Below are 24,271 nucleotides of genomic sequence, written 5' to 3'. Positions count from 1 at the left end.
TGATTTAAAGAAAATTTACCAGGCCGCGACTGAGGAAAGTGCCTTGCAATCACTGTCTGATTTTAGTGAGAAGTGGGATGGTCAATATCCACAAATCAGCCGATCTTGGCGTAATCACTGGGAGAATTTAAATACGCTTTTTAACTATCCTGCTGATATCAGAAAAGCCATTTACACAACCAATGCCATTGAATCTCTGAACAGCGTTATTCGAAAAGCGACGAAAAAACGAAAAGTATTTCCAACAGAAGAGTCGGCTAAAAAAGTGGTTTACCTTGCGGTACGACAAGCTTCGGAAAAGTGGACTATGCCGATAAGAAACTGGAAAACGGCCTTGAACCGATTTATGATCATGTTCGAAGACCGTTTGAAAGATTACATTTAAAACTGGCGGTTACACAGAATGGCTTACATCCTCTCAAATTTAGCTATTTTTTTATCCTAATATCGCCATTCTCTTTGAGGACTAGAGAAATTCTTGTTGTTTCTTTTTTTAGAAATGACCTTATAAAAGTAATATACAAAGACCTACCGCCTATTACCTTGTAACCAGCCTCATAAGAAATTGACAAACCATTCACATAGATATTACCCAAATCACCTATAATTCCAGCTGGAACAGTATATGTTTTACCAAATGCTTCAACTTCCAAAAACGATATATGATCTCCATCACTTCTCCCTGTGATAACAATTGGACCAGATCCATCTAACCCCTTAGATTCAACTACAAAATTTGTTAAAGGCAGAATTCCTTCCTTAGATGCAAAGACAGGAAGAGATAGCATTAAAATAAATATTAGCAAAACTTTCATATTTTCTATTCTCATTGACTTATAACGCTTTGCTAAGGGCCAATTGACTATTGGCTAAACTTGCGCGAAGCGCCAAGCCAACTGTTAATTGTCCCAGTGAGTTTACGAACGAACTTAAGCAACTTGTTATACGATACCTAATTCGTTACGCATTTCTAAGAATATTTTATTTTGTAAATCAATAAGTTTCTTTCCTTCCCCATTTAACTCTGTGGCCATATACTCTTGGGAAATTCTATTAGTCTCTTCAGGGTCGGTAATGAACTTTGTTGCATTGGCGTTCATCCATTGCAGGAATTCAACCGTTTTTTCTTGGGTTATCTCTAAAGAAACAACATATTCATTTAGTAGCTTTAGGAGCTTTAGGAGCTTTAGGAGCTTTAGGAGCTTTAGGAGCTTTAGGAGCTTTTCTCCAGCCTCAAGTCTTAACCCATTAATTTCATTTTTAAAAGTGAGAAATATCTCTGATACATCACCTTGAAGTGCAAGCATATTCCGAATGTAATCGGCGGTATTACCATCCGATGGATCATTTAGAACATCAATGATTCCCGTTTGAAAGCCATCAAAGAGTGCTTTACGTGAATTAGCAGTATAAGAATCCATCAAAGTATAATATTTCTTATAAATAGATAATTTACCTTCGTATAGCTTCTTTTGTTTATCTAAATCGAATTCAAGTTCACTTTTTAGCTTTGCTAAATCTTGATCGTATTCATGCTTGATTGATTGCTTCAATCGTTCTTTGATCCAAAAAACGCCAATAACATTGATTACAGCAGTAACAAGAGCTGAAGTGCTAATTATTGCGACTAAATCCATTTGGAACACCTATTCGTATAACGCCCTATATAAACCGCGCGAAGCGTCGGGTGGCCGCAGGGCGCGAATTTAATATTCTTGTTACGTTGTGAAGCCAAAGCTATTCCAGCCATCCCTTTTCTCTTTCACAAAGTCTATCCCATTCATTTCTACTAACGACAGCAATATTATCACTATGTGTTCCGACTAGTAGATACTTTAAATCCCACGATAAAACCTCATCATGATCTTTTGGTCTGTTACCACCAAAATTTGGGAGCAAGCCCTTATTAAAGGACCAGATTTCACCTTTTATTAGGTCATATAACTCTTTGACTGATTTGGGCTCATTTTCTAAGAAAGGTGTGCTTACCAACTTCTCAGAAATAAATTCAATATCATTAGATTCATCATCTATGCACCAGCCACCCGTTTCATACCATAGATAAGCACCAAACCCATTTTGCTTTATATGTAAGACTTTATCTGAAATATTCGGGTCAAGTTGGTAAAAGCCTAAACTAATTAATTTATTCGAATTAATTGTTTCAATTTCTACAGATTTAGCTAAAGAAAATAAAGAATTAACTTGAGAGTAAATTACTCCCAACTCATATATAACTACGTCTAAGTTCGAAGTAGAACAAAGAAGCGCCCCTATCTCTTTCTTAATTTTTATTTGCAGATCACACATCTTCATATTATTGCAACGTAACATTTTAATCATGCGCACACTCGTTTTTGCATTTCACATAAGCCTCTTAAAACGAAAATAAACCCTTTTAAAATAAGAAGCTATGAGCTTTCAGGTATCTATCTAGCCTGTAAAAAACGAGCATGCCGCTTTTCATCCAAATAACGGGGTCTCGTTATTTCGGCATTGGTTTTCGTAAGCATATAAATTTAATCTATTTTATTGATGTTAACTAGGTGAATAAGCACTTTTCGAGCTTATCTATGCTTTAAGCACACCACTCTCCCAGCACATCAGAAGAAGAAAAACCATGCATCATGATATTATCAGCAACACGACCAAAGCCAAGTGAAAACTCATTTTCACCCCCACGAAACCATTAAAAATACAAAATAATTATTTCAAATAAGAAGCTATGGATTTTCAAAAAACGTATAAAATATGCGTTGATGGAATCCATCACATAACACCCTCACAAGAGCCGAGCGCTAACAAATACGATTACCTTCTTTTGTTAAATCCCATAATCACGCTCAACTTTTGAAACCCTAAGTTTAAAGCTAACATACCATTTTTCGCGGCCCAAACGCCGAGCTTCTTGATGCTCTGCATGTAACTTCCAATTTTTTATAGACTCAATATCTGACCAATAGGATACTGTAATGCCCAAATCCTCTCTAGCTGACTCTTGTAGTGGTACAGTGATTTTGGCCACCTAAATAGAGGTGATATCATCACCTCATAAGTATCTTAGGTGACATATGAGTAAGCAAGGTAGAAAGCATTTTACACCCGAATTTCGTTTAGAAGTTGCACAACTAATCGTTGATAAAAATTATTCTGTACGCGAAGCTGCTGAGTTAATGAATGTCGGTAAATCCACCGTCGATAAGTGGGCAAGACAGCTCAAACTTGAACGTGATGGTGGCATACCAGCAGCATCCCCAATGACCCCTGATCAAATCAAAATTCGTGAGCTGGAAAAGAGAATTAAAGACATTGAAGAAGAGAAAGAAATCCTAAAAAAGGCTACCGCTCTCTTGATGTCGGACTCGATGAGAGGTTCTCGTTAGTCCAGAAGCTGAAAGAGAGCTACGCCGTTACGAAGCTATGCAATGTATTTGAAGTGTATCGCAGTAGTTTTAAATATTGGTTAAGTCACCCAGAAAAACTTACCTCTAAAACGATTGAGTTGCATAGTAGAATTCGGGAAATGTTCAGGCTAAGTAACGGCTCTGCGGGCGCTAGAACAATCAGTACGATGGTGACTCAATCAGGTATTAAATTAAGCCGCTACAGGGCAAGAAAAGCCATGCAGTACTTGGATTTAATTAGCAAACAACCTTTTGCGCCGAAGTACAAGAAAGCAAATAACGAGCACCTTGCAGTGCCCAATTTACTTAATCGCCAGTTTAATGTGGCCGCACCTAATCAAGTTTGGTGTGGTGATGTCACTTATGTTTGGATCGGGAAAAGATGGGCTTATTTAGCTGTGGTAATGGATTTATACGCCCGCAAGCTAATTGGCTGGGCGCTCTCATTATCGCCAGATAGTCAGTTAACCAGTAAAGCTTTACAACATGCCTATGAAAGCCGAGGGCAACCTAAAGGAGTGATGTTCCATTCCGATCAAGGTATGCATTACACCAGTAGAAAGTTTAGGCAAACACTATGGCGCTGCCAGATAAAACAAAGCATGAGTCGTCGAGGTAATTGCTGGGATAATGCACCAATGGAGCGATTTTTTAGAAGCTTAAAAACAGAATGGATGCCGAAATATGGGTATAGCAATTTTGCTGAGGCTGAATATTCGATAACAAATTATATCGCAGGTTATTATTCTCAGTTGAGACCACACCAGCATAATAATGGGAAGACTCCAAATGAGGCAGAAGGATTATTCTTTCAAGCCTCTTAAACTGTGGCCAGATTTACTTGACCACTACACAGCCAACCATAAGACTAGCGTCATAATGACGCTGATATTTTTATTTGTCGATTTATTACCATACACTCAAGGCTTAAAAAAGTTAAACCTATGTAATTATCGTTGGATATAAATATAAATGAATACCTTTACTCTAGAATAATATGAAAATAATTCCATATGAAACATCTCATTTCGACACTTTAGTCCAATTATTGGCGATTTTACAAGACTACGAAAAGACACTCAGTGATGACCGAGCTTGTGGTGTTGACGTGGCAATAAACTATGTTAATTATATCTTGAAAGAATGCAAAGAAAATGACGGTGAAATATATGTTGCAGTTGATGGCCTGACTGTTTTTGGTTTTGTCTGTGTTTATATTGAAAAAGAAGATGACGGTGACAGCCATTTACTTGAGCAATATAAAACCTATGGTGTTATTTCTGATTTAGCTGTGTTTGATGAATTTAGGAATCAAGGTGTTGCCGTCGCACTGCTTGAAAAAGCAGAGCAGCATTGTAAATTACGTAATCTTAATCGAATAAAAATTTCATTTCTTGCAGATAATCGTGCAGCTAAATCGTTATACCGTAAATTTGGATTCGAATCATATGAAGTGACATATGATAAACATATTTAAAAATGACTTGAATAATATTTCATCAGTATGGATGCCTTGTATATTTGCATTTTAATGTATATCACCCGTTGTATTTTAAGCTAGATATTCTTGCCACAAGCATAAGTAGTATGACTATTAATGCTATTCCTAAAAATTTATGGGTTGTTTGATAAATATTCAAACTAAGCATATTTACCTATCTTTAAGTGCCTGTCATTTCTCTGCTGGTTTAAAAATATTTAGAATCGCACTAGTGACCACCCCTTGCAGTAAATATGCTGTATTGATCAACAGCGTATTTTTGAATATATGAGTAATCAGCAGAGCGTGGCTCGAAAAGTCTGAGAAAAATGCTCACTTTTACCTAGTTAACATCAGTAAAATAGATTAAATTCAAATACTTACGAAAACCAATGCCGAAATAACGAGACCCCGTTATTTCGATGAAAAGCGGCATGCTCGTTTTTACAGGTTAGATATAAACTTGAAAGGTCATAACTTCTTATTTTAAAAGGGTTTATTTCCGTTTTAAGAGGTTTATGTGAAATGCAAAAACGAGCGTGCGCATGATTAAATTGTTAAGTAATCTAATATTTTCTATAGCACGTATTAATTCAATAAACCGAGGATTTTTAAAATGAAATTTAAACTAATAACCATATTCCTTTTAACACTTCTTCTTACAGGTTGCCCCCTAGAAGGTGATAATGGATCGACAGGACCGCAAGGGGCGGCTGGAGTTGCAGGCATTAATTGCTGGGATCTAAATGGTAATGGAACTAATGATAGAGATGAAGACACCAATCATGATGGATTATGGGATGCATATGATTGTGGTTTCAATTCTGATCTGTCACAAAACCAGACAGTAGAACTGAATCATCAGCATATGTGCGAGGCCTTAGCGGCAAACGCTATATATCCAGTAGGCTGCCCATCCAATACTCATACAGTCCCCACCGGCACATTGACAAGAATGATATCTACAAGCTTTTTTGATGATGGTACAGGCAATAGACTTCTAAGCTGTGGCGATAGCCCAAGCAATGGATTACTCAGCATAAGCCTACGAGACTACGTAAACTCAGATGGCGTTACCGTTAAGGAAGGGTGGTTTGAGCTAGAGGGAGGATATATCGCTAAATCAGGAACTATGTCTATATTTGAATCAGTTAATGGCGGGTGCCAGGACCTCTGTGCAGCTGATGCAGATTGCATCGCTTCGGTCGCTGTTAGACAATCGTCTGAATCTTCATCTTGCCGTTTATATTACCATTCAGATACTGCCATAAAATATGAGCGATTTTGTGGTAGGGAAATCCCTGGTGTCTTTAAAGCAGAAGATCAATGCAAACTAACTCTAGCCGCCAATGCTATTTGGTCGTCTAAGTGTCCATAACTTTGAATACTTAACAAGTCAAAGCAAGCGTACTTGGTAAAGCTGTTAGCTTTTTTGCATAGGCAAAAAAGGCCGCCAACTTTACCAAGCCGTTGTTTGAGGCGTTGAGGCTGTAGAAAAACCTCAATGTGAAAAAATAAACTAAATCTACGTTAAATTTAAAGAATATTTCGTGGTAAAACCTATTCAGAATTGAAACTGAGGCACATTTTTACAGTGATTTTTACCTTATTTTTATTCGTAAATTTAAGCTGTGGGTTTTCCTACAGTCTCGTTATAGGCCATTGAGGTTGAAATGACTGGTACATATGATTGGAACCCGATGCCGCACAAGGTAGATATTAGATGCCCATCTTGTGCTGAATATGCAGTTTTTGAATTTGCAGAGATTGTCAAAATTTCACTTAAGACAGATGTGCCTTTCTTCGAGAAAAGTGTTCTTTTTGAATATAAAATGTTTAAAGATTCATGCGGGCATAAATGGCATGGAGCGATATACTATGCAAATCTTCATGGTGGTTCTACTGACGCTATTCAAAATCTGCCTGAAGGCTATAAACCTGAGAACTGGAGCCATTCAAAGTACCTATATAGAAGTCATGGTACCGACTTAGGCGCTGTTTCATGTATCAAATGCCATTTGAGAAAGCCTTATAACTTACAATGGCCTAGTGATGCTTACTTTTCACTTCCTATTAAAGGTGAGGTTTTGTGGGCCTTTAATCGTGAGTCTGCTGCTGATTTAAGAGATTATATTGCTTCTAACGAGAGGAAAACAACGGATCATAAGTGGTCTAGTTTTCTTTTGCATATCCCCACTACATTTAAGAAACAAAATGTGCGTGGCAGTGTCGTGAAACAAATAGACCGGTTACTAGCACGCTGAAAGCTACAATAATCATCTGCATCGGACAAATTTCCGGCGTCATCTTTTGTAAAAATAGACGTATTTTCAAAACCTTTAGGCACTTGGTATGTTTGAAAAAATTAAAAGAATAATTGAAATGGTTAAGAATCCCCCTGATAAAAATTGGCATATTGAAAAGCAGGGGAAGCCAAGTAAGACACATCCACTTGGTGGATTTTGGAAAAGAGATCTAAAAAATGATCACGGCCTTGCTATTGGAAAAGCTCCAAGAGGGTTATATTTTATATCCTTTTGCGGGCCAAGTGGGTGCTTCGAAAAAGGAACTTATCGTCCTAATAGCGCAATTGTTGGGGACTCTGATTATCGGATTCTAGATAAGAACACTATAGAGGTTAAAGGTAGAAATGGCTTTAATACATATACAAGAGTAAATGCGCGAAAAAAACGTCTAACAAAAAGTTGGAGTACGCACCCGTGGTACTTGAATGTTTACACTTCGCTCAACAATAAAGCGTTAGGTTTCTGGAGAGAATAAATGAGTCGAATTGCTAAAACGCCGAAACCACCATATTACGCAGTTATCTTTACATCTTTACTTTCAGAGGATATTGATGGTTATGGGGAAACTGCAGATAAAATGGTAAAGCTTGCTGCTACACAACCGGGATTTTTAGGTGTAGATGTAGTGGTCAAGTAAATCTGGCCACAGTTTAAGAGGCTTGAAAGAATAATCCTTCTGCCTCATTTGGAGTCTTCCCATTATTATGCTGGTGTGGTCTCAACTGAGAATAATAACCTGCGATATAATTTGTTATCGAATATTCAGCCTCAGCAAAATTGCTATACCCATATTTCGGCATCCATTCTGTTTTTAAGCTTCTAAAAAATCGCTCCATTGGTGCATTATCCCAGCAATTACCTCGACGACTCATGCTTTGTTTTATCTGGCAGCGCCATAGTGTTTGCCTAAACTTTCTACTGGTGTAATGCATACCTTGATCGGAATGGAACATCACTCCTTTAGGTTGCCCTCGGCTTTCATAGGCATGTTGTAAAGCTTTACTGGTTAACTGACTATCTGGCGATAATGAGAGCGCCCAGCCAATTAGCTTGCGGGCGTATAAATCCATTACCACAGCTAAATAAGCCCATCTTTTCCCGATCCAAACATAAGTGACATCACCACACCAAACTTGATTAGGTGCGGCCACATTAAACTGGCGATTAAGTAAATTGGGCACTGCAAGGTGCTCGTTATTTGCTTTCTTGTACTTCGGCGCAAAAGGTTGTTTGCTAATTAAATCCAAGTACTGCATGGCTTTTCTTGCCCTGTAGCGGCTTAATTTAATACCTGATTGAGTCACCATCGTACTGATTGTTCTAGCGCCCGCAGAGCCGTTACTTAGCCTGAACATTTCCCGAATTCTACTATGCAACTCAATCGTTTTAGAGGTAAGTTTTTCTGGGTGACTTAACCAATATTTAAAACTACTGCGATACACTTCAAATACATTGCATAGCTTCGTAACGGCGTAGCTCTCTTTCAGCTTCTGGACTAACGAGAACCTCTCATCGAGTCCGACATCAAGAGAGCGGTAGCCTTTTTTAGGATTTCTTTCTCTTCTTCAATGTCTTTAATTCTCTTTTCCAGCTCACGAATTTTGATTTGATCAGGGGTCATTGGGGATGCTGCTGGTATGCCACCATCACGTTCAAGTTTGAGCTGTCTTGCCCACTTATCGACGGTGGATTTACCGACATTCATTAACTCAGCAGCTTCGCGTACAGAATAATTTTTATCAACGATTAGTTGTGCAACTTCTAAACGAAATTCGGGTGTAAAATGCTTTCTACCTTGCTTACTCATATGTCACCTAAGATACTTATGAGGTGATGATATCACCTCTATTTAGGTGGCCAAAATCACTGTACCACTACAAGAGTCAGCTAGAGAGGATTTGGGCATTACAGTATCCTATTGGTCAGATATTGAGTCTATAAAAAATTGGAAGTTACATGCAGAGCATCAAGAAGCTCGGCGTTTGGGCCGCGAAAAATGGTATGTTAGCTTTAAACTTAGGGTTTCAAAAGTTGAGCGTGATTATGGGATTTAACAAAAGAAGGTAATCGTATTTGTTAGCGCTCGGCTCTTGTGAGGGTGTTATGTGATGGATTCCATCAACGCATATTTTATACGTTTTTTGAAAATCCATAGCTTCTTATTTGAAATAATTATTTTGTATTTTTAATGGTTTCGTGGGGGTGAAAATGAGTTTTCACTTGGCTTTGGTCGTGTTGCTGATAATATCATGATGCATGGTTTTTCTTCTTCTGATGTGCTGGGAGAGTGGTGTGCTTAAAGCATAGATAAGCTCGAAAAGTGCTTATTCACCTAGTTAACATCAATAAAATAGATTAAATTTATATGCTTACGAAAACCAATGCCGAAATAACGAGACCCCGTTATTTGGATGAAAAGCGGCATGCTCGTTTTTTACAGGCTAGATAGATACCTGAAAGCTCATAGCTTCTTATTTTAAAAGGGTTTATTTTCGTTTTAAGAGGCTTATGTGAAATGCAAAAACGAGTGTGCGCATGATTAAAATGTTACGTTGCAATAATATGAAGATGTGTGATCTGCAAATAAAAATTAAGAAAGAGATAGGGGCGCTTCTTTGTTCTACTTCGAACTTAGACGTAGTTATATATGAGTTGGGAGTAATTTACTCTCAAGTTAATTCTTTATTTTCTTTAGCTAAATCTGTAGAAATTGAAACAATTAATTCGAATAAATTAATTAGTTTAGGCTTTTACCAACTTGACCCGAATATTTCAGATAAAGTCTTACATATAAAGCAAAATGGGTTTGGTGCTTATCTATGGTATGAAACGGGTGGCTGGTGCATAGATGATGAATCTAATGATATTGAATTTATTTCTGAGAAGTTGGTAAGCACACCTTTCTTAGAAAATGAGCCCAAATCAGTCAAAGAGTTATATGACCTAATAAAAGGTGAAATCTGGTCCTTTAATAAGGGCTTGCTCCCAAATTTTGGTGGTAACAGACCAAAAGATCATGATGAGGTTTTATCGTGGGATTTAAAGTATCTACTAGTCGGAACACATAGTGATAATATTGCTGTCGTTAGTAGAAATGAATGGGATAGACTTTGTGAAAGAGAAAAGGGATGGCTGGAATAGCTTTGGCTTCACAACGTAACAAGAATATTAAATTCGCGCCCTGCGGCCACCCGACGCTTCGCGCGGTTTATATAGGGCGTTATACGAATAGGTGTTCCAAATGGATTTAGTCGCAATAATTAGCACTTCAGCTCTTGTTACTGCTGTAATCAATGTTATTGGCGTTTTTTGGATCAAAGAACGATTGAAGCAATCAATCAAGCATGAATACGATCAAGATTTAGCAAAGCTAAAAAGTGAACTTGAATTCGATTTAGATAAACAAAAGAAGCTATACGAAGGTAAATTATCTATTTATAAGAAATATTATACTTTGATGGATTCTTATACTGCTAATTCACGTAAAGCACTCTTTGATGGCTTTCAAACGGGAATCATTGATGTTCTAAATGATCCATCGGATGGTAATACCGCCGATTACATTCGGAATATGCTTGCACTTCAAGGTGATGTATCAGAGATATTTCTCACTTTTAAAAATGAAATTAATGGGTTAAGACTTGAGGCTGGAGAAAAGCTCCTAAAGCTCCTAAAGCTCCTAAAGCTCCTAAAGCTCCTAAAGCTCCTAAAGCTACTAAATGAATATGTTGTTTCTTTAGAGATAACCCAAGAAAAAACGGTTGAATTCCTGCAATGGATGAACGCCAATGCAACAAAGTTCATTACCGACCCTGAAGAGACTAATAGAATTTCCCAAGAGTATATGGCCACAGAGTTAAATGGGGAAGGAAAGAAACTTATTGATTTACAAAATAAAATATTCTTAGAAATGCGTAACGAATTAGGTATCGTATAACAAGTTGCTTAAGTTCGTTCGTAAACTCACTGGGACAATTAACAGTTGGCTTGGCGCTTCGCGCAAGTTTAGCCAATAGTCAATTGGCCCTTAGCAAAGCGTTATAAGTCAATGAGAATAGAAAATATGAAAGTTTTGCTAATATTTATTTTAATGCTATCTCTTCCTGTCTTTGCATCTAAGGAAGGAATTCTGCCTTTAACAAATTTTGTAGTTGAATCTAAGGGGTTAGATGGATCTGGTCCAATTGTTATCACAGGGAGAAGTGATGGAGATCATATATCGTTTTTGGAAGTTGAAGCATTTGGTAAAACATATACTGTTCCAGCTGGAATTATAGGTGATTTGGGTAATATCTATGTGAATGGTTTGTCAATTTCTTATGAGGCTGGTTACAAGGTAATAGGCGGTAGGTCTTTGTATATTACTTTTATAAGGTCATTTCTAAAAAAAGAAACAACAAGAATTTCTCTAGTCCTCAAAGAGAATGGCGATATTAGGATAAAAAAATAGCTAAATTTGAGAGGATGTAAGCCATTCTGTGTAACCGCCAGTTTTAAATGTAATCTTTCAAACGGTCTTCGAACATGATCATAAATCGGTTCAAGGCCGTTTTCCAGTTTCTTATCGGCATAGTCCACTTTTCCGAAGCTTGTCGTACCGCAAGGTAAACCACTTTTTTAGCCGACTCTTCTGTTGGAAATACTTTTCGTTTTTTCGTCGCTTTTCGAATAACGCTGTTCAGAGATTCAATGGCATTGGTTGTGTAAATGGCTTTTCTGATATCAGCAGGATAGTTAAAAAGCGTATTTAAATTCTCCCAGTGATTACGCCAAGATCGGCTGATTTGTGGATATTGACCATCCCACTTCTCACTAAAATCAGACAGTGATTGCAAGGCACTTTCCTCAGTCGCGGCCTGGTAAATTTTCTTTAAATCAGCGGTGACGGCTTTGTAATCTTTCCAAGGAACGTACTTCACTGAGTTACGCACCATGTGCACGATGCACAGCTGAATTTGCGTTTCTGGATAGACGGCATTGATAGCATCTGGAAAGCCCTTCAGGCCATCCACGCAAGCAATGAGAATGTCTTTCACACCACGATTCTGCAGCTCAGTCAGAACATTTAGCCAGAACTTAGCCCCTTCGTTTTCAGATAGCCACATGCCCAATAACTCCTTGTGGCCTTCCATGTTGACGCCTAAGGCAAGGTAAACTGATTTATTGATCACCTGTTTGTCCTGACGAATTTTAAGCACGATGCAATCAAGATAAACAATGGGATACACCGCATCTAATTCACGAGATTGCCATTCAATCACTTCTTCAATGACCGCATCAGTGACTTTTGAAATTAGGCTTGGAGAGGCATCTGCGTTATACAGTTCTTTAAACGTTTTAACGATTTCTCGTGTGGTCATGCCTTGGGCGTATAAAAATAAAATTTTATCGTCCATCGAGGTAAACCGAGTCTGATTTTTCTTTACTAATTTAGGATTAAAAGAGCCTTCGCGATCCCTAGGGGTATCTAGTTGAAACTGGCCATCTTCGGTGCGTAAAGTTTTACTGGTGGTGCCATTGCGGCTATTGGAGTTAGAGGATTCTTCATTCCGTTCATAACCAAGGTGCTCATCAAGCTCAGTATTTAAAGCCCGCTCAACTGTCACTTTAGTGAGCATCTGACGAAATTCATTAAGGTCTTGTTCTGTTTTAATACCCTTTGCCGCTTCGCGGGCAAAGGCTTCTAGTGCTTCTTTGTTCATTGCTGCCTATCCTTAGCCATTTCTGGCTTTGATGATAAGCAGTTACACAGATTTATCTACAGCCTCAAATTTGAGGCCTAGCGCTGAACTTCCCCCAATAATATTGTCACCTTAAAATAATAAAGGTGACAGGCTAACACCAAAATCAAACTCGCCAATCTCCCATCGATTCATTACCATGCACTTAATACTCATTTGAAACGTTAAACCTATGTCACTACCAGCTTGCCCTAAATGCCAATCGGAATTTGTCTATCAAGATCAAAACCATTTGATTTGCCCAGAATGTGCCCATGAATGGAATCCAGACGAGCCCGATGCGAATGTTATTGAAATGAAAGATGCCAACGGCACGTTGTTAAAAGAGGGTGATAAGGTTACGTTTATAAAAGACCTCAAAGTGAAAGGCAGTTCGCAAGTGCTTAAAATCGGCACCAAAGCGGTGATAAAGCGCACTGTAGAGGGCAAAGATCACCAACTTGATTGTAAAGTGGACGGTACGGGTGACATGATGGTCACCGCTAAGTTTGTGAAAAAAGCCTGAGTCATGTTGCTTATTATATAAACGGAGAGCCTTTGTCTATTTTTGAAATGGCATTAGTAGCCATCACCATTTTTGTATTGTTGTCGATTGTTTGGAGCACGCTGCGCTTGGGTATTTCCCCTATGCCCAGTTCGCGCAAGGCACGGCTCGTTATGATGCAATTGTGTGATGAAGCGGTTGATCAAGCGGGCGACGGCCCCATTGTTGAATTGGGCAGCGGTTGGGGCAATTTACTGATTGCCCTTGGTAAACAATACCCACAACGCAAAATCGTCGGCTATGAGTTATCGATTTTACCGTGGCTAGTGAGTTTTGTGCTCATTAAAGGGCTAGGGTTACGTAATGTGCAAGTACACCGAAAAAACTTTTTACATGCAGAGCTGAACAATGCTTCGGTGATGATGTGTTATTTGTTTCCTGCGGGAATGAATAGAGTCGAGGGTAAGTTAAGCGCGGAGTGCGGGGCGCTTGAGTACTTGATTAGTAATAATTTTGCATTGCCATCGCACAAACCCGTTAATACCATTTTATTAGATGACGTATATCAGTCGCCTGTCTATTTATATCAATTCAAATGAATTTTTAACGTTTGTGTGATGCTAAGTATCTCATAAAAGCCGTGATTAAATTGATTCATCACGGCTTATTTAGTTTAGCCATACTAAATAATTGTTTTTAAACACGTTGGCAAAAACCATTAACGGGGGCGGGCAAAAACCTGAGTCCAATAGCGGGTGTAATCAGATTGAGAGCTGCTGATTAAAGCCGAGCCAAATTCAGTTGAGCTTGCGGACATTATGTTTCGGCAATGCCCCGCACTGTTTAGCCAACCTGTCATAACTTGAGTAATGCTTGTTTGCCCTGCGGCAATGTTCTCACCGACGCTGCGCCACGTATAACCGCTAGCGGTTACACGATTGCCGACGCTTAAGCCGTCTGAGCCTGTGTGGTCGAAAAAATTATTATTGGCCATATCGGTAGAGTGATTTCTAGCGGCATTTCGTAACTGGCAGCTCCAGGTGAGTTGCGCAACTGCTGGCATGGCATCACTACCGCATGTGCGGCTGCTGGCTCGTGCTTGGTTTACTTGATTCAACATTTCTTGCTCATCTTGAGTGATGTCACAATCGGCGGTTGAATGGTCGGTGTTGTTATCTATTTCTGGGGTTGTATCTGTAGAGCTACTGCCACTGCCACAAGCACTAAGGAGTAACATAAAACTAAGGGCCGTAAGGCAGCAAAGATAATTGGACTGTTTCATATAAATGATTACACCGAATGAATTTGCGCCAGTTTAATAGCTCACTGAATAAATTGGTGTGATTTGGCCCACAGCTAAAAGGGCGCTATTAGGCAACATGTGAACTGTCGCTCAGGATTAATAATGATATTTAATAAAACGGTGCTGTTTGGGTTTTAAACGGAGCGTTTCGTAAGCATAAGGTGTGTGCAGGGGGTAATAATCAAACGTGAGACTGCTTACGAACTAAGCAACCTCGATTGAATGATAATAGCGTTGCTTGGTAACAAGAAGGGTATGCACAGATTGTTATGCATACCCATTAAGACGGTTACTTGCCGAAGGTGAGTTCGAGGTTGCTGATGATTTTTTCAACGTTTGCCGGTTTGCCTTCGCGAGTATTAACGCCATTGAGCCATTTTGTCACTTGCTTAGGATTTTTATGCATCCAGTAGCGAGCGGCACGGTCAGCGGGTGCAAATTCGTTGAGTACTTTGTCCATCATGGTGGCTTCCATCTCAACGTCAAAGACAAGATTTTTCAGCAGCTTGTTGATGTTAGGGCAGTCTTGTGTGAAGCCTGCGCGTACATTGGTGTGAACCGTTGAGCCACCATAGTTTGGGCCAAAGTATTTGTCGCCGCCGTCTAAATAGCGGATATCAAATTTGTTATTCATTGGGTGGGGTGTCCAGGCTAAAAACACAATCCATTGGTTTTCACGTACGCGTTTTTTTAGCTGGGCCAGCATGATGCGCTCAGAGGTAGCAAGCAGGTTGAATGCGCCTAGGCCTGATTCGTTTTTATCAATCATTTGTTGAATGATTAAGTTGCCATCATTGCCTTTTTCTAGGCCGTAAATTCTGTTGGCAAACTCTTTTTTGAATTTCACTAAGTCAGAAAATGATTTCACCCCAGCGTCATACACGTAGGCGGGCACCGCGAGGGTATATTTGGCATCGCTTAAATTCATACCAATTGTTTCGACTGTTTTGTTAGCAACAAAAGGTTCAATGATAGGCGCCATTGTGGGCATCCAGTTACCCAAAAAGGCATCGAGGTTGCCCTTAGATAATTTAGTGTAGATCTCATCTACTGAATGCGTGCTGATATCCACCTTGTAATCTAACTCTTTCAGCAGTACCTCTGCTACGGCTGTTGTAACGCGAACATCGCTCCAGTCGACAATGCCGAGTTTGACGTTGTTGCATTGCTCATTAGCGTGTGTCTGAAATGACAGTGCTATGGTTAAAAGAAATATTCTGGTCAACATATTAATCGTTAGCGCTCTTTTGTTAAATTCAGGCTGTTTATCGTATTGATGTAAAATCAGGCGCGATAGTACGCACTCTTAATATATAAGTTAAATAGAAATTGTAAGTTTTTGTAAGCCATGCACGTTTTAATTAAAGTAGGCGTTTTCTGTCTTATTTCACTACGCGTGTTTGATGCCTTCCAAGTGTTGATGGCACACACGTTGTGCGATGTTTTTAAAGTCTTGTATGAATGCATTCTCTGATTGCTCCGCACGTACTGCCGCATACAGTGTGCGCCACACGCCGTGACGCCCAAGTGGTTTGTCGACAACAAAACCTTGTTTCACGTAATCATGAATCGCCCAATTAGGCAGACAGCTAATCCCCCGACCGCTTGCCACGAGTTGCACCATCATCATGGTGAGCTCTACTTGGCGAACACTACCTGGCTCAATTCCCGCTGGTGTTAAGAAGCATTGAAAAATATCCAAGCTTGAGCAATCAACAGGGTAGGTAATGAGTGTTTCTTTGCTTAGGTCATGCGGCTCAATTACGGGCTTTTGAGTTAAGGCATGATCCGGTGCTAATACAAGCATAGCTTGGTATTTAAACAAGGGTAGGTATTGTACGTTTTCATCGTTTTTAGGGTCGGATGTCACCACTAAGTCCAGCTCGCCATTTTTAAGCTTGGCGATGGAGTCAAAATGAAAACCACCAAGCATGTCTAACTCTACTTCTGGCCAATGGCCACGGAACTCATTCAATGTTGGCATCAACCAGTCATAACAGCTGTGGCATTCGATGGTGATATTTAGACGACCTTTGCGCCCTTGACGAATACGTGAAAGATCCCGTTCGCTGGCTTCAATTTGTGGCAACACAGACTGCGCTAATTCTAATAAACGTTGGCCAGCAGGGGTAAAGCGCACAGGCTTGGTTTTACGATAAAACAGCGGCTGATCCAAGCGCCCTTCAAGCTCTTTAAGCTGATGGGACAGGGCAGACTGGGTCAGGTGTATTTGCGCAGCTGCCTCAACCAAACTGCCAGTTTGATCAAGTGCCATTAGGGTGCGTAAGTGTCGAAGCTCAATATTCACGTTAGACCTTCAGCTAATTATATGAGGTGCTAATTAAAGTATCATTATTAAAAATATTCAACATTTATTTGAAAATAATGAGTTTGATTCAATTTGAATTTGTGTGCATTGTGTATTAGTAGATTTCACCCAAAGGATAATTAACGTGAATTTAACTAATAAAGAGTCAGGACCTAATCTTACATCTCATGTGCTGGGTTATCCGCGCATGGGTGCTCAGCGCCAGCTAAAATGGGCGCTTGAGGATTATTGGAAAGGCCAGCTCACGCAAGAACAGCTTTTAAATGAAGCAGCTGATATTCGTCAATCCCATTGGCAAATTCAGCTGGATGCCGGCTTAGATTTCATCACAGCGGGGGATTTTGCCCTGTATGACCATGTGCTGAATCATTCATACTTGTTTGGTGTTGTGCCTGAGCGTTTTGCTGCGAACGAGTCCGGCTGGCAGTGGGATACTTACTTTCGTATGGCCCGTGGCCGCAGTACTCAAGGGGATGATTGCGCCGCGTGCGAAATGACCAAATGGTTTGATACCAATTATCACTATTTAGTCCCAGAGTTTACTGAACAACAAGCATTTAACTTAAACGCAGATGTTTGGTTAGACGAAATCAAACAAGCACAAGCGTTAAGCCCTAATGTGAAAGCTGTATTAATTGGCCCGCTCACGTACCTTTGGTTGGGTAAACCCCAGCAAGACTTTGATGCCATTGAACTGCTGCCGCAATTATTGAATGCATACGCTGAACTATTACATAAATTAAGCGAGCTGGGCATTGAGTGGTTGCAGTTAGATGAACCCATTTTAGGTTTAGATTTGCCACAAAACTGGAAGCAAGGGTTCGAGATTGCCTACAACCAATTAAAAAGCACATCACTTAAGTTGTTGGTTGCCACTTATTTTTCTGAATTAGATGATAACTTAACCTTGGCTTGCCAACTGCCTGTGGCGGGTTTGCATATTGATGGCATAAAGGGCAAGCAAGATTTGCCAAAGGTACTTGATCGTTTGCCACCGTATAAAGTTTTATCGTTAGGTTTAATTAATGGCCGCAATATATGGAAAGCCAATGTTGAATCGATTTTGCCGGTTATTAAAGATTTTTATTCGGTATTAGGTGATCGCTTGTGGCTTGCAAGCAGTTGCTCGTTATTACATGTGCCAGAAGACTTAGACCAAGAAACCAATTTAGTAGCCCCCATAAAAGCGCAGTTCGCGTTTGCTAAGCAAAAATGCAGTGAAGTTTCTCGGTTGACAGAGCAGTTAGCGGCACAACTGAGAAATAACAAACACCGTATTAATGAAACACAAACCGAGCGTGTTAATACAACACTAGACGTGATTGGCACGGAGTTAAAACAACACATTGCTGAATTAACGCCGCAGTCATTTAAGCGTCATAGCGAATTTCTTGCGCGTAAAGTGGAGCAGAAAAAACACTTTAACTTACCATTGTTTTCGACCACGACCATTGGGTCTTTCCCTCAAACCAAAGAGATTCGCCAAGCCCGTTTAGGCTTTAAGCAAGGCAGTCTCTCGCAGGCGAATTATGAGTCGGTCATGTCTGAAGAGATTCGGCGGGCGGTGACAGAGCAAGAGAGCATTGGTTTAGATGTATTGGTACACGGTGAAGCCGAGCGTAACGACATGGTGGAATACTTTGGTCAGCAACTTGAAGGCTATGTGTTTACCGATTTTGGCTGGGTGCAAAGTTATGGTTCGCGCTGTGTTAAGCCGCCGATTATCGCAGCAGATGTGTATCGCCCAGAGCCCATGACCGTGCGTTGGAGCCAGTACGCGCAGTCTCTGACAACCAAACCCATGAAAGGCATGCTCACAGGGCCCATCACCATGTTGTGTTGGTCGTTTACCCGTGAAGATATTTCACTTAAAGAGCAAGCATTTCAATTGGCATTGGCGTTATCTGAAGAGGTATTGGATTTAGAAAAAGCCGGCATTAATATGATTCAAGTGGATGAGCCAGCCCTGCGTGAAGGTTTACCGCTGCGTCAACGTGACTGGCAGGCGTATTTGCGCTGGGCAGTGGACGCATTCCGTTTGTCGGTAGCAAAGGTACAAGACAGTACTCAAATTCATACGCACATGTGTTATGCCGAATTTAACGACATCATTCAGGCCATTGCGGAACTCGATGCTGATGTGATTACCATTGAAACCAGCCGCTCTAACATGGAGTTGCTGCAAGCGTTTGAAGACTTCAATTACCCCAATGACATTGGCCCTGGTGTGTATGACATTCACAGCCCCATTGTGCCGACCCAGCAATGGATGGAGCAGCTTTTACAAAAAGCCGCGCAAGCGATTCCGGCTGAGCAGTTATGGGTGAACCCAGATTGCGGCTTAAAAACCCGTGCATGGCCAGAAACCCGCGAAGCGCTCACGCTTATGGTGAGCGCGGCTAAGCAATTACGTGAGCAGTATTCAGACATTAAAGCGTAACGTGCGTGTGTCTGTTTAGGTCTAAATTTAATCGCTCAAGCTCATACTTGGCTTGAGCGATTGGCCATATGTTGCAACAGACACTTGCATCAAACTCAGTTAACTAAACACGATTTTCCATGATAGTTAGCGTACAATACTGGCCTTTATACATTTGTAAGTTGCCATTATGTTTTCATTTTTCGAAAAGCTTATTAATCCCTTTCCTCCGGAAGATCCGCAGCAACCCCCCAATACATTATGGGCGTTTTGCCGACATTATACGCAAGGCATGGCGTTGCCCTTAATTGCCATGGCAGTGCTGACGGCTGTCTTAGCCATGTTTGAAGTTTATCTATTTGGCTTTATGGGGCAATTGGTTGATTGGCTCATCGACAAAGACCCACAAACCCTATGGCAAGAAGAAAGCACCACGCTGTATTTTTTAGCGTTTATGTTGCTGGTGGGTATGCCCTTATTAGTCGCATTGCACTCGCTGGTGATTCATCAAGCGTTAATGGGTAACTTTCCCATGTCGATCCGTTGGATGGCGCACCGTTATCTTTTAAAACAAAGTATGAGTTTTTACCAAGACGAATTTGCCGGACGTATTGCCACTAAAGTGATGCAAACCTCGTTAGCGGTACGTGAAAGTGTGATGAAAATGCTCAACGTTATGGTGTACATATTAGTGTACTTTATTTCGATGCTTGCCGTGATTGCGCAAGCAGATTGGCGTTTAATTTTACCTGTATTGGTCTGGTTGGTTTTATATATTATTGCGCAATTAGTCTTTATTCCTAAATTAAAAAACGTTGCTACCGATCAAGCGAACGCTCGTAGTGATATGACGGGGCGTATTGTTGATAGTTATACCAATATCAGCACGGTTAAATTATTTAGCCATTCAAAGCGTGAAAGTGATTACGCAAGAGAAGGCATGGATGGTTTTTTACAAACGGTTTACAGCCAAATGCGTTTAGCGGTTGGTTTAAACGTGAGCGTGCACGCCATTAACTATTTATTAGTGTTTGGTATTGGTGCACTGGGCTTGTATTTGTGGGGCCAAGGGCAAATTACCGTGGGTGCTATTGCGGTTGGCATCAGCTTAGCGTTACGTTTGAATGGCATGGCGCAATGGATTATGTGGGAAGTGAGTAGCTTGTTTGAAAACATCGGTACCGTGGTTGATGGCATGCAAACATTGTCAAAACCACAAGATGTGCAAGATGTTAAAAAAGCCGAAGCATTGGATGTTAAAAAAGGCGCCATTGATTTTAATAACGTGGCGTTTTTCTATGATGAAAAACATGAGAAAGGCGTCAGCCAGCGTAAAGTGTTTGAACAATTGCAGCTGAATGTTAAACCCGGCGAAAAAGTGGGTTTAGTGGGGCGCAGTGGTGCAGGTAAATCGACCTTAGTTAACTTGCTGCTGCGTTTTTATGATGTGCAAGGTGGTGAAATTTGCGTTGACGGGCAAAATATCTCAACTGTTCAACAAGAAACCTTACGCGCTAAAATTGGTATGGTAACGCAAGACACCTCATTGCTGCACCGCAGTGTGCGCGACAATATTTTATATGGCCACCCATCGGCTACCCATGAAGATGTGATCGCCGCAGCTAAAAAAGCCGAAGCATATGGTTTTATTCAGCAGCTAACAGACCCATTTGGTAATAAAGGCTTTGATGCACAAGTGGGTGAGCGTGGTGTGAAATTAAGCGGTGGTCAACGTCAACGTATCGCCATTGCCCGTGTGTTGTTAAAAAATGCACCGATTTTAATTTTAGATGAAGCAACCTCTGCTTTAGACAGTGAAGTAGAAGCCGCGATTCAACACAGCTTGAATATATTAATGGAAGATAAAACCGTTATTGCCATTGCCCACCGGTTATCGACCATTGCTGCAATGGATCGTTTAGTGATCCTAGATGAAGGCCGAATTGTCGAGCAGGGCACCCACCAAGAACTGGTGAATAGCGGCGGCATTTACAGCCAGCTTTGGGCGCACCAAACCGGCGGCTTTATTGGTGAGTAATAACCATGACAGCCTTAGATGAAGCCGCGGCTCGTGAGCAGCTTGAAAGGGTTTTTAATCGGCATTATCAAGCTAGCTTAACCAATTGGCATGCATTTTCAGACTGCTTTCACTTGCGTGAACTTGCGCAAGATGAGCACTGGATTCGCGCAGGCGATGTCACCAAGCAAATGTGCTTTATTGTGTCGGGCCTTTTGCGTATTTATTACATTGATCAAGCCGGTAACGAAGTGAACCAGCATTTTTATCAAGCCGAAGAAGTGCTGGCGCCCATTAGTGTGATGATGAGTAACGAGCCATGCCAATACTATGTGCAAGCATTAGAGGGCAGTGTGGTGTTATTAGCCGATAGTGATGAACTGTTTAAATTGGGCAACCAAGACATAGAATGGTTGCGCTTAGAAAACAAAATAGTGAAAACGGTATTTTTAAAAACGGTGAAGCGTGAAGCCAAATTATTGCTAGGTAATGGTGAGCAGCGTTATAAATGGTTTTTAAAAGAATACGCTGAGCTGGCCACCCGTTTACCGCAATATCACATTGCGTCGTTTTTAGGGATTACCCCAGTGTCACTGTCGCGATTGCGTAAGAAGATATCAAGTTAACTTATTGAGTTAGTGGGTATGGTTAAATAATAAATCAAATCTAATACACGTAAAAAAGCCCAGCTAATATTAGCTGGGCTTTTTGCTTTATAGTGAAAGTGCTAAACGCAAACCTTGGTCAATGGCGCGCTTAGCGTCGAGTTCTGCGGCTACATCAGCGCCACCAATTAGATGGTATGGCTTGGTTAGGCCTTCTGTTAACTCGCGCAGTGGGTCTTGTCCGGCGCATACAATGACGTTATCGACGTTTAATACTTGTACACTATCTTGAGCATTGTCTTTAACTTTAATGTGCAGGCCTTCGTCGTCGATTTTTAAATACTCACAACCCGGAATCATATTCACGCCTTTATTTTTCAAGCCGCTGCGATGAATCCAACCGGTTGTTTTGCCTAGCTTGCCGCCCACTTTTGACGCTTTACGTTGCAGCAAATACACTTCGCGTGCCGCTGGCGTAACGTCTGCTTCAACGCCTTCAATGCCGCCGCGTGCGTTAAGTGTCATATCTACCCCCCATTCTTTCATGAAGGCTTCGATGTTTTGGCTGGTGGCGGTGCCCTGATGCACAAGGTATTCGCTTACATCAAAACCAATACCACCTGCACCAATGACGGCCACTTTTTTACCAACAGGCTTTTTGTATTTAAGCACATCAAGGTAACTTAATACTTTGCTGTGTTCGATGCCTTCGATCTCAGGTAAGCGAGGGGCGATACCGGTTGCAATAATAACGTCATCAAAATCAGACTCGTTTAATTGTTGAGCATCAACACGGGTGTTGAGTTTGATGTTTACATTATTTAATTCAAGTTGCTTGTTAAAGTAACGAATGGTTTCATAAAATTCTTCTTTACCGGGTACTTGTTTGGCCGTGTTAAATTGGCCGCCAGTTTCGCTTTCACTGTCAAACAAGGTCACCTCATGGCCACATTGCGCGGCGGTGGTTGCAAACGATAAACCCGCTGGGCCTGCACCAATGACGGCGTATTTTTTCTTTGTAGTGCTTTCTTTAATGACTAATTCGGTTTCGTGACAAGCACGTGGATTCACCAAGCAACTGGTCATTTTACCGCTGAATACATGATCTAAGCAGGCTTGGTTACAACCGATGCAGGTGTTGATCTCATCGCTTTTACCTTCGGCAGCTTTGCTCATGAAAAAACCGTCGGCTAAAAATGGGCGAGCCATTGAAATCATATCGGCATCGCCGCGCTCTAATACTGCTTCAGCCACTTCTGGGGTGTTAATACGGTTTGAAGTGATTAACGGGATATTGAGTTCTTTTTTGAATTTAGCCGTCACCCAAGTGAACGCTGCGCGGGGGACTTTGGTGGCAATGGTGGGTACGCGAGCCTCATGCCAGCCGATGCCGGTGTTTATAATCGTTGCGCCTGCTTTTTCGATGGCCTTACCCAGTTTTAATACTTCATCATAAGTGCTGCCGCCTTCGACTAAATCGAGCATCGATAGGCGATAAATAATGATGAACTTTTCACCAACCGCTTCACGAGTACGACGAACTACTTCAACTGCCACACGCATGCGGTTTTCATAAGTACCGCCCCATTTGTCATCACGTTGGTTGGTGCGTTGTGATAAAAACTGGTTAATGAAGTAGCCTTCAGAGCCCATGATTTCGACACCGTCATAGCCGCCTACTTGTGCGTACCTAGCCATTTGCACAATGTCGTTAATTTCACTTTCAATGCCGTCGTCATCAAGCTCTTTTGGTTTAAACGGATTAATCGGCGCTTGAATCGCTGAGGGTGCAACCGATTCTGGGTTAAAGGCATAACGGCCGGTGTGTAAAATTTGCATGCAAATTTTACCGTCTTCTGCGTGTACCGCATCGGTAATGACTTTATGGGTTAAAGCATCTTCATTACTTGTAATTAGGTTGGTGTGTGGGTGCGTGGCCGCATGGGCATTTGGCCCAAAGCCACCAGTCACGATTAAGCCAACACCGCCTTTGGCGCGTTCGGCAAAAAACGCCGCCATGCGGTCTAACCCATTTTTGTCTTCTTCAAGACCGGTGTGCATTGAACCCATTAATACGCGGTTTTTTAATGTTGTGAAGCCCAGATCAAGGGGCTGAAATAAATTAGGAAAATGTGTGTTCATGTTTGACTCCAGATAGTGATTGGATAATACCCTTAGTATCT

23 protein-coding genes and 1 pseudogene are annotated in these 24,271 nt (G+C 40.9%); 15 read left to right on the top strand and 9 right to left on the bottom strand.

Annotated elements, in window-relative coordinates:
- The coding region (locus tag ACU6U9_RS23005) for a transposase (RefSeq protein ID WP_446737228.1) at positions 1–385 on the top strand (385 nt) is incomplete at its 5' end.
- 43 nt (positions 386–428) lie between these two features.
- On the opposite strand, the gene ACU6U9_RS23000 is transcribed toward ACU6U9_RS23005, so the two are convergent.
- From ACU6U9_RS23000 to ACU6U9_RS22990, 3 genes are all read right to left on the bottom strand, one after another.
- Positions 429–830, bottom strand: a complete 402-nt coding sequence (locus ACU6U9_RS23000) for a hypothetical protein (protein WP_446736416.1) — start codon at positions 828–830, stop codon at positions 429–431.
- 111 nt (positions 831–941) lie between these two features.
- Positions 942–1,637 carry a hypothetical protein gene (locus ACU6U9_RS22995; RefSeq protein ID WP_446736417.1) on the bottom strand — a complete coding sequence of 232 codons (696 nt, stop codon included), beginning with the start codon at positions 1,635–1,637 and terminating at the stop codon, positions 942–944.
- 100 nt (positions 1,638–1,737) lie between these two features.
- Positions 1,738–2,343, bottom strand: a complete 606-nt coding sequence (locus ACU6U9_RS22990) for a hypothetical protein (protein ID WP_446736418.1) — start codon at positions 2,341–2,343, stop codon at positions 1,738–1,740.
- A 728-nt stretch (positions 2,344–3,071) separates the two neighbouring features.
- Here ACU6U9_RS22990 and ACU6U9_RS22985 point away from each other — a divergent pair.
- From ACU6U9_RS22985 to ACU6U9_RS22960, 6 genes and pseudogenes are all read left to right on the top strand, one after another.
- A protein-coding gene (locus tag ACU6U9_RS22985; protein ID WP_446736237.1) for an IS3 family transposase occupies positions 3,072–4,228 on the top strand; the annotation gives its coding sequence in 2 pieces (ribosomal slippage) (positions 3,072–3,330 and positions 3,330–4,228; 1,158 coding nt in all).
- Positions 4,229–4,401: 173 nt separating this feature from the next.
- Positions 4,402–4,881, top strand: coding sequence for a GNAT family N-acetyltransferase (locus ACU6U9_RS22980; protein WP_446736423.1), 480 nt, complete (start codon positions 4,402–4,404; stop codon positions 4,879–4,881).
- Positions 4,882–5,500: 619 nt separating this feature from the next.
- A complete protein-coding gene (locus ACU6U9_RS22975; RefSeq protein ID WP_446736422.1) occupies positions 5,501–6,262 on the top strand; it encodes a hypothetical protein in 762 nt (253 codons plus the stop codon).
- Between the two features lie 295 nt (positions 6,263–6,557).
- Complete coding sequence (locus ACU6U9_RS22970; RefSeq protein ID WP_446736421.1) at positions 6,558–7,148, top strand: hypothetical protein; 591 nt, start codon at positions 6,558–6,560, stop codon at positions 7,146–7,148.
- An 88-nt stretch (positions 7,149–7,236) separates the two neighbouring features.
- The gene (locus ACU6U9_RS22965) at positions 7,237–7,665 is read left to right on the top strand and encodes a hypothetical protein (RefSeq protein WP_446737227.1); all 429 of its coding nucleotides are present in this window, start codon (positions 7,237–7,239) and stop codon (positions 7,663–7,665) included.
- A pseudogene (locus tag ACU6U9_RS22960) lies at positions 7,666–7,812 on the top strand (antibiotic biosynthesis monooxygenase family protein); the annotation flags it as partial.
- A gap of 28 nt (positions 7,813–7,840) precedes the next feature.
- On the opposite strand, the gene ACU6U9_RS22955 reads toward ACU6U9_RS22960, so the two are convergent.
- A protein-coding gene (locus tag ACU6U9_RS22955) for an IS3 family transposase (protein ID WP_446736237.1) occupies positions 7,841–8,997 on the bottom strand; the annotation gives its coding sequence in 2 pieces (ribosomal slippage) (positions 7,841–8,739 and positions 8,739–8,997; 1,158 coding nt in all).
- 728 nt (positions 8,998–9,725) lie between these two features.
- Here ACU6U9_RS22955 and ACU6U9_RS22950 point away from each other — a divergent pair.
- From ACU6U9_RS22950 to ACU6U9_RS22940, 3 genes are all read left to right on the top strand, one after another.
- Positions 9,726–10,331, top strand: coding sequence for a hypothetical protein (locus tag ACU6U9_RS22950; RefSeq protein WP_446736418.1), 606 nt, complete (start codon positions 9,726–9,728; stop codon positions 10,329–10,331).
- A gap of 100 nt (positions 10,332–10,431) precedes the next feature.
- The gene (locus ACU6U9_RS22945) at positions 10,432–11,127 is read left to right on the top strand and encodes a hypothetical protein (RefSeq protein ID WP_446736417.1); all 696 of its coding nucleotides are present in this window, start codon (positions 10,432–10,434) and stop codon (positions 11,125–11,127) included.
- Between the two features lie 111 nt (positions 11,128–11,238).
- On the top strand, positions 11,239–11,640 hold the full coding sequence (locus ACU6U9_RS22940) for a hypothetical protein (RefSeq protein ID WP_446736416.1): 402 nt from the start codon (positions 11,239–11,241) through the stop codon (positions 11,638–11,640).
- 43 nt (positions 11,641–11,683) lie between these two features.
- On the opposite strand, the gene ACU6U9_RS22935 is transcribed toward ACU6U9_RS22940, so the two are convergent.
- Positions 11,684–12,892 (bottom strand): IS256 family transposase, encoded by a 1,209-nt coding sequence (locus tag ACU6U9_RS22935; RefSeq protein WP_446733082.1) that lies wholly within the window; start codon positions 12,890–12,892, stop codon positions 11,684–11,686.
- 211 nt (positions 12,893–13,103) lie between these two features.
- On the opposite strand from ACU6U9_RS22935, the gene ACU6U9_RS22930 reads away from it, so the two are divergent.
- Positions 13,104–13,436 carry a zinc ribbon domain-containing protein YjdM gene (locus ACU6U9_RS22930; protein WP_446736415.1) on the top strand — a complete coding sequence of 111 codons (333 nt, stop codon included), beginning with the start codon at positions 13,104–13,106 and terminating at the stop codon, positions 13,434–13,436.
- A 32-nt stretch (positions 13,437–13,468) separates the two neighbouring features.
- Positions 13,469–14,014 (top strand): hypothetical protein, encoded by a 546-nt coding sequence (locus ACU6U9_RS22925; RefSeq protein WP_446736414.1) that lies wholly within the window; start codon positions 13,469–13,471, stop codon positions 14,012–14,014.
- A 119-nt stretch (positions 14,015–14,133) separates the two neighbouring features.
- On the opposite strand, the gene ACU6U9_RS22920 is transcribed toward ACU6U9_RS22925, so the two are convergent.
- From ACU6U9_RS22920 to ACU6U9_RS22910, 3 genes are all read right to left on the bottom strand, one after another.
- Positions 14,134–14,652, bottom strand: coding sequence for a CAP domain-containing protein (locus ACU6U9_RS22920; RefSeq protein ID WP_446736413.1), 519 nt, complete (start codon positions 14,650–14,652; stop codon positions 14,134–14,136).
- A 355-nt stretch (positions 14,653–15,007) separates the two neighbouring features.
- Complete coding sequence (gene choX, locus ACU6U9_RS22915; protein ID WP_446736412.1) at positions 15,008–15,946, bottom strand: choline ABC transporter substrate-binding protein; 939 nt, start codon at positions 15,944–15,946, stop codon at positions 15,008–15,010.
- 162 nt (positions 15,947–16,108) lie between these two features.
- Positions 16,109–17,026 (bottom strand): LysR family transcriptional regulator, encoded by a 918-nt coding sequence (locus ACU6U9_RS22910; RefSeq protein WP_446737226.1) that lies wholly within the window; start codon positions 17,024–17,026, stop codon positions 16,109–16,111.
- 145 nt (positions 17,027–17,171) lie between these two features.
- On the opposite strand from ACU6U9_RS22910, the gene metE reads away from it, so the two are divergent.
- The 3 genes from metE (at position 17,172) to ACU6U9_RS22895 (ending at position 22,109) form a co-directional block, all read left to right on the top strand.
- Complete coding sequence (gene metE, locus ACU6U9_RS22905; RefSeq protein WP_446736411.1) at positions 17,172–19,487, top strand: 5-methyltetrahydropteroyltriglutamate--homocysteine S-methyltransferase; 2,316 nt, start codon at positions 17,172–17,174, stop codon at positions 19,485–19,487.
- 169 nt (positions 19,488–19,656) lie between these two features.
- Complete coding sequence (locus ACU6U9_RS22900; RefSeq protein ID WP_446736410.1) at positions 19,657–21,504, top strand: ABC transporter ATP-binding protein; 1,848 nt, start codon at positions 19,657–19,659, stop codon at positions 21,502–21,504.
- A 5-nt stretch (positions 21,505–21,509) separates the two neighbouring features.
- Positions 21,510–22,109: a Crp/Fnr family transcriptional regulator gene (locus ACU6U9_RS22895; protein WP_446736409.1), complete on the top strand. Its 600-nt coding sequence runs from the start codon at positions 21,510–21,512 to the stop codon at positions 22,107–22,109.
- A gap of 87 nt (positions 22,110–22,196) precedes the next feature.
- Here ACU6U9_RS22895 and ACU6U9_RS22890 read toward each other — a convergent pair whose 3' ends face one another.
- Positions 22,197–24,230, bottom strand: a complete 2,034-nt coding sequence (locus ACU6U9_RS22890; RefSeq protein WP_446736408.1) for an oxidoreductase — start codon at positions 24,228–24,230, stop codon at positions 22,197–22,199.
- Positions 24,231–24,271: the final 41 nt, after the last annotated feature.

The sequence above is a fragment of the Pseudomonas sp. HK3 genome, assembly GCF_052920985.1.
This window is presented reverse-complemented; position numbering and strand designations above follow the sequence as displayed.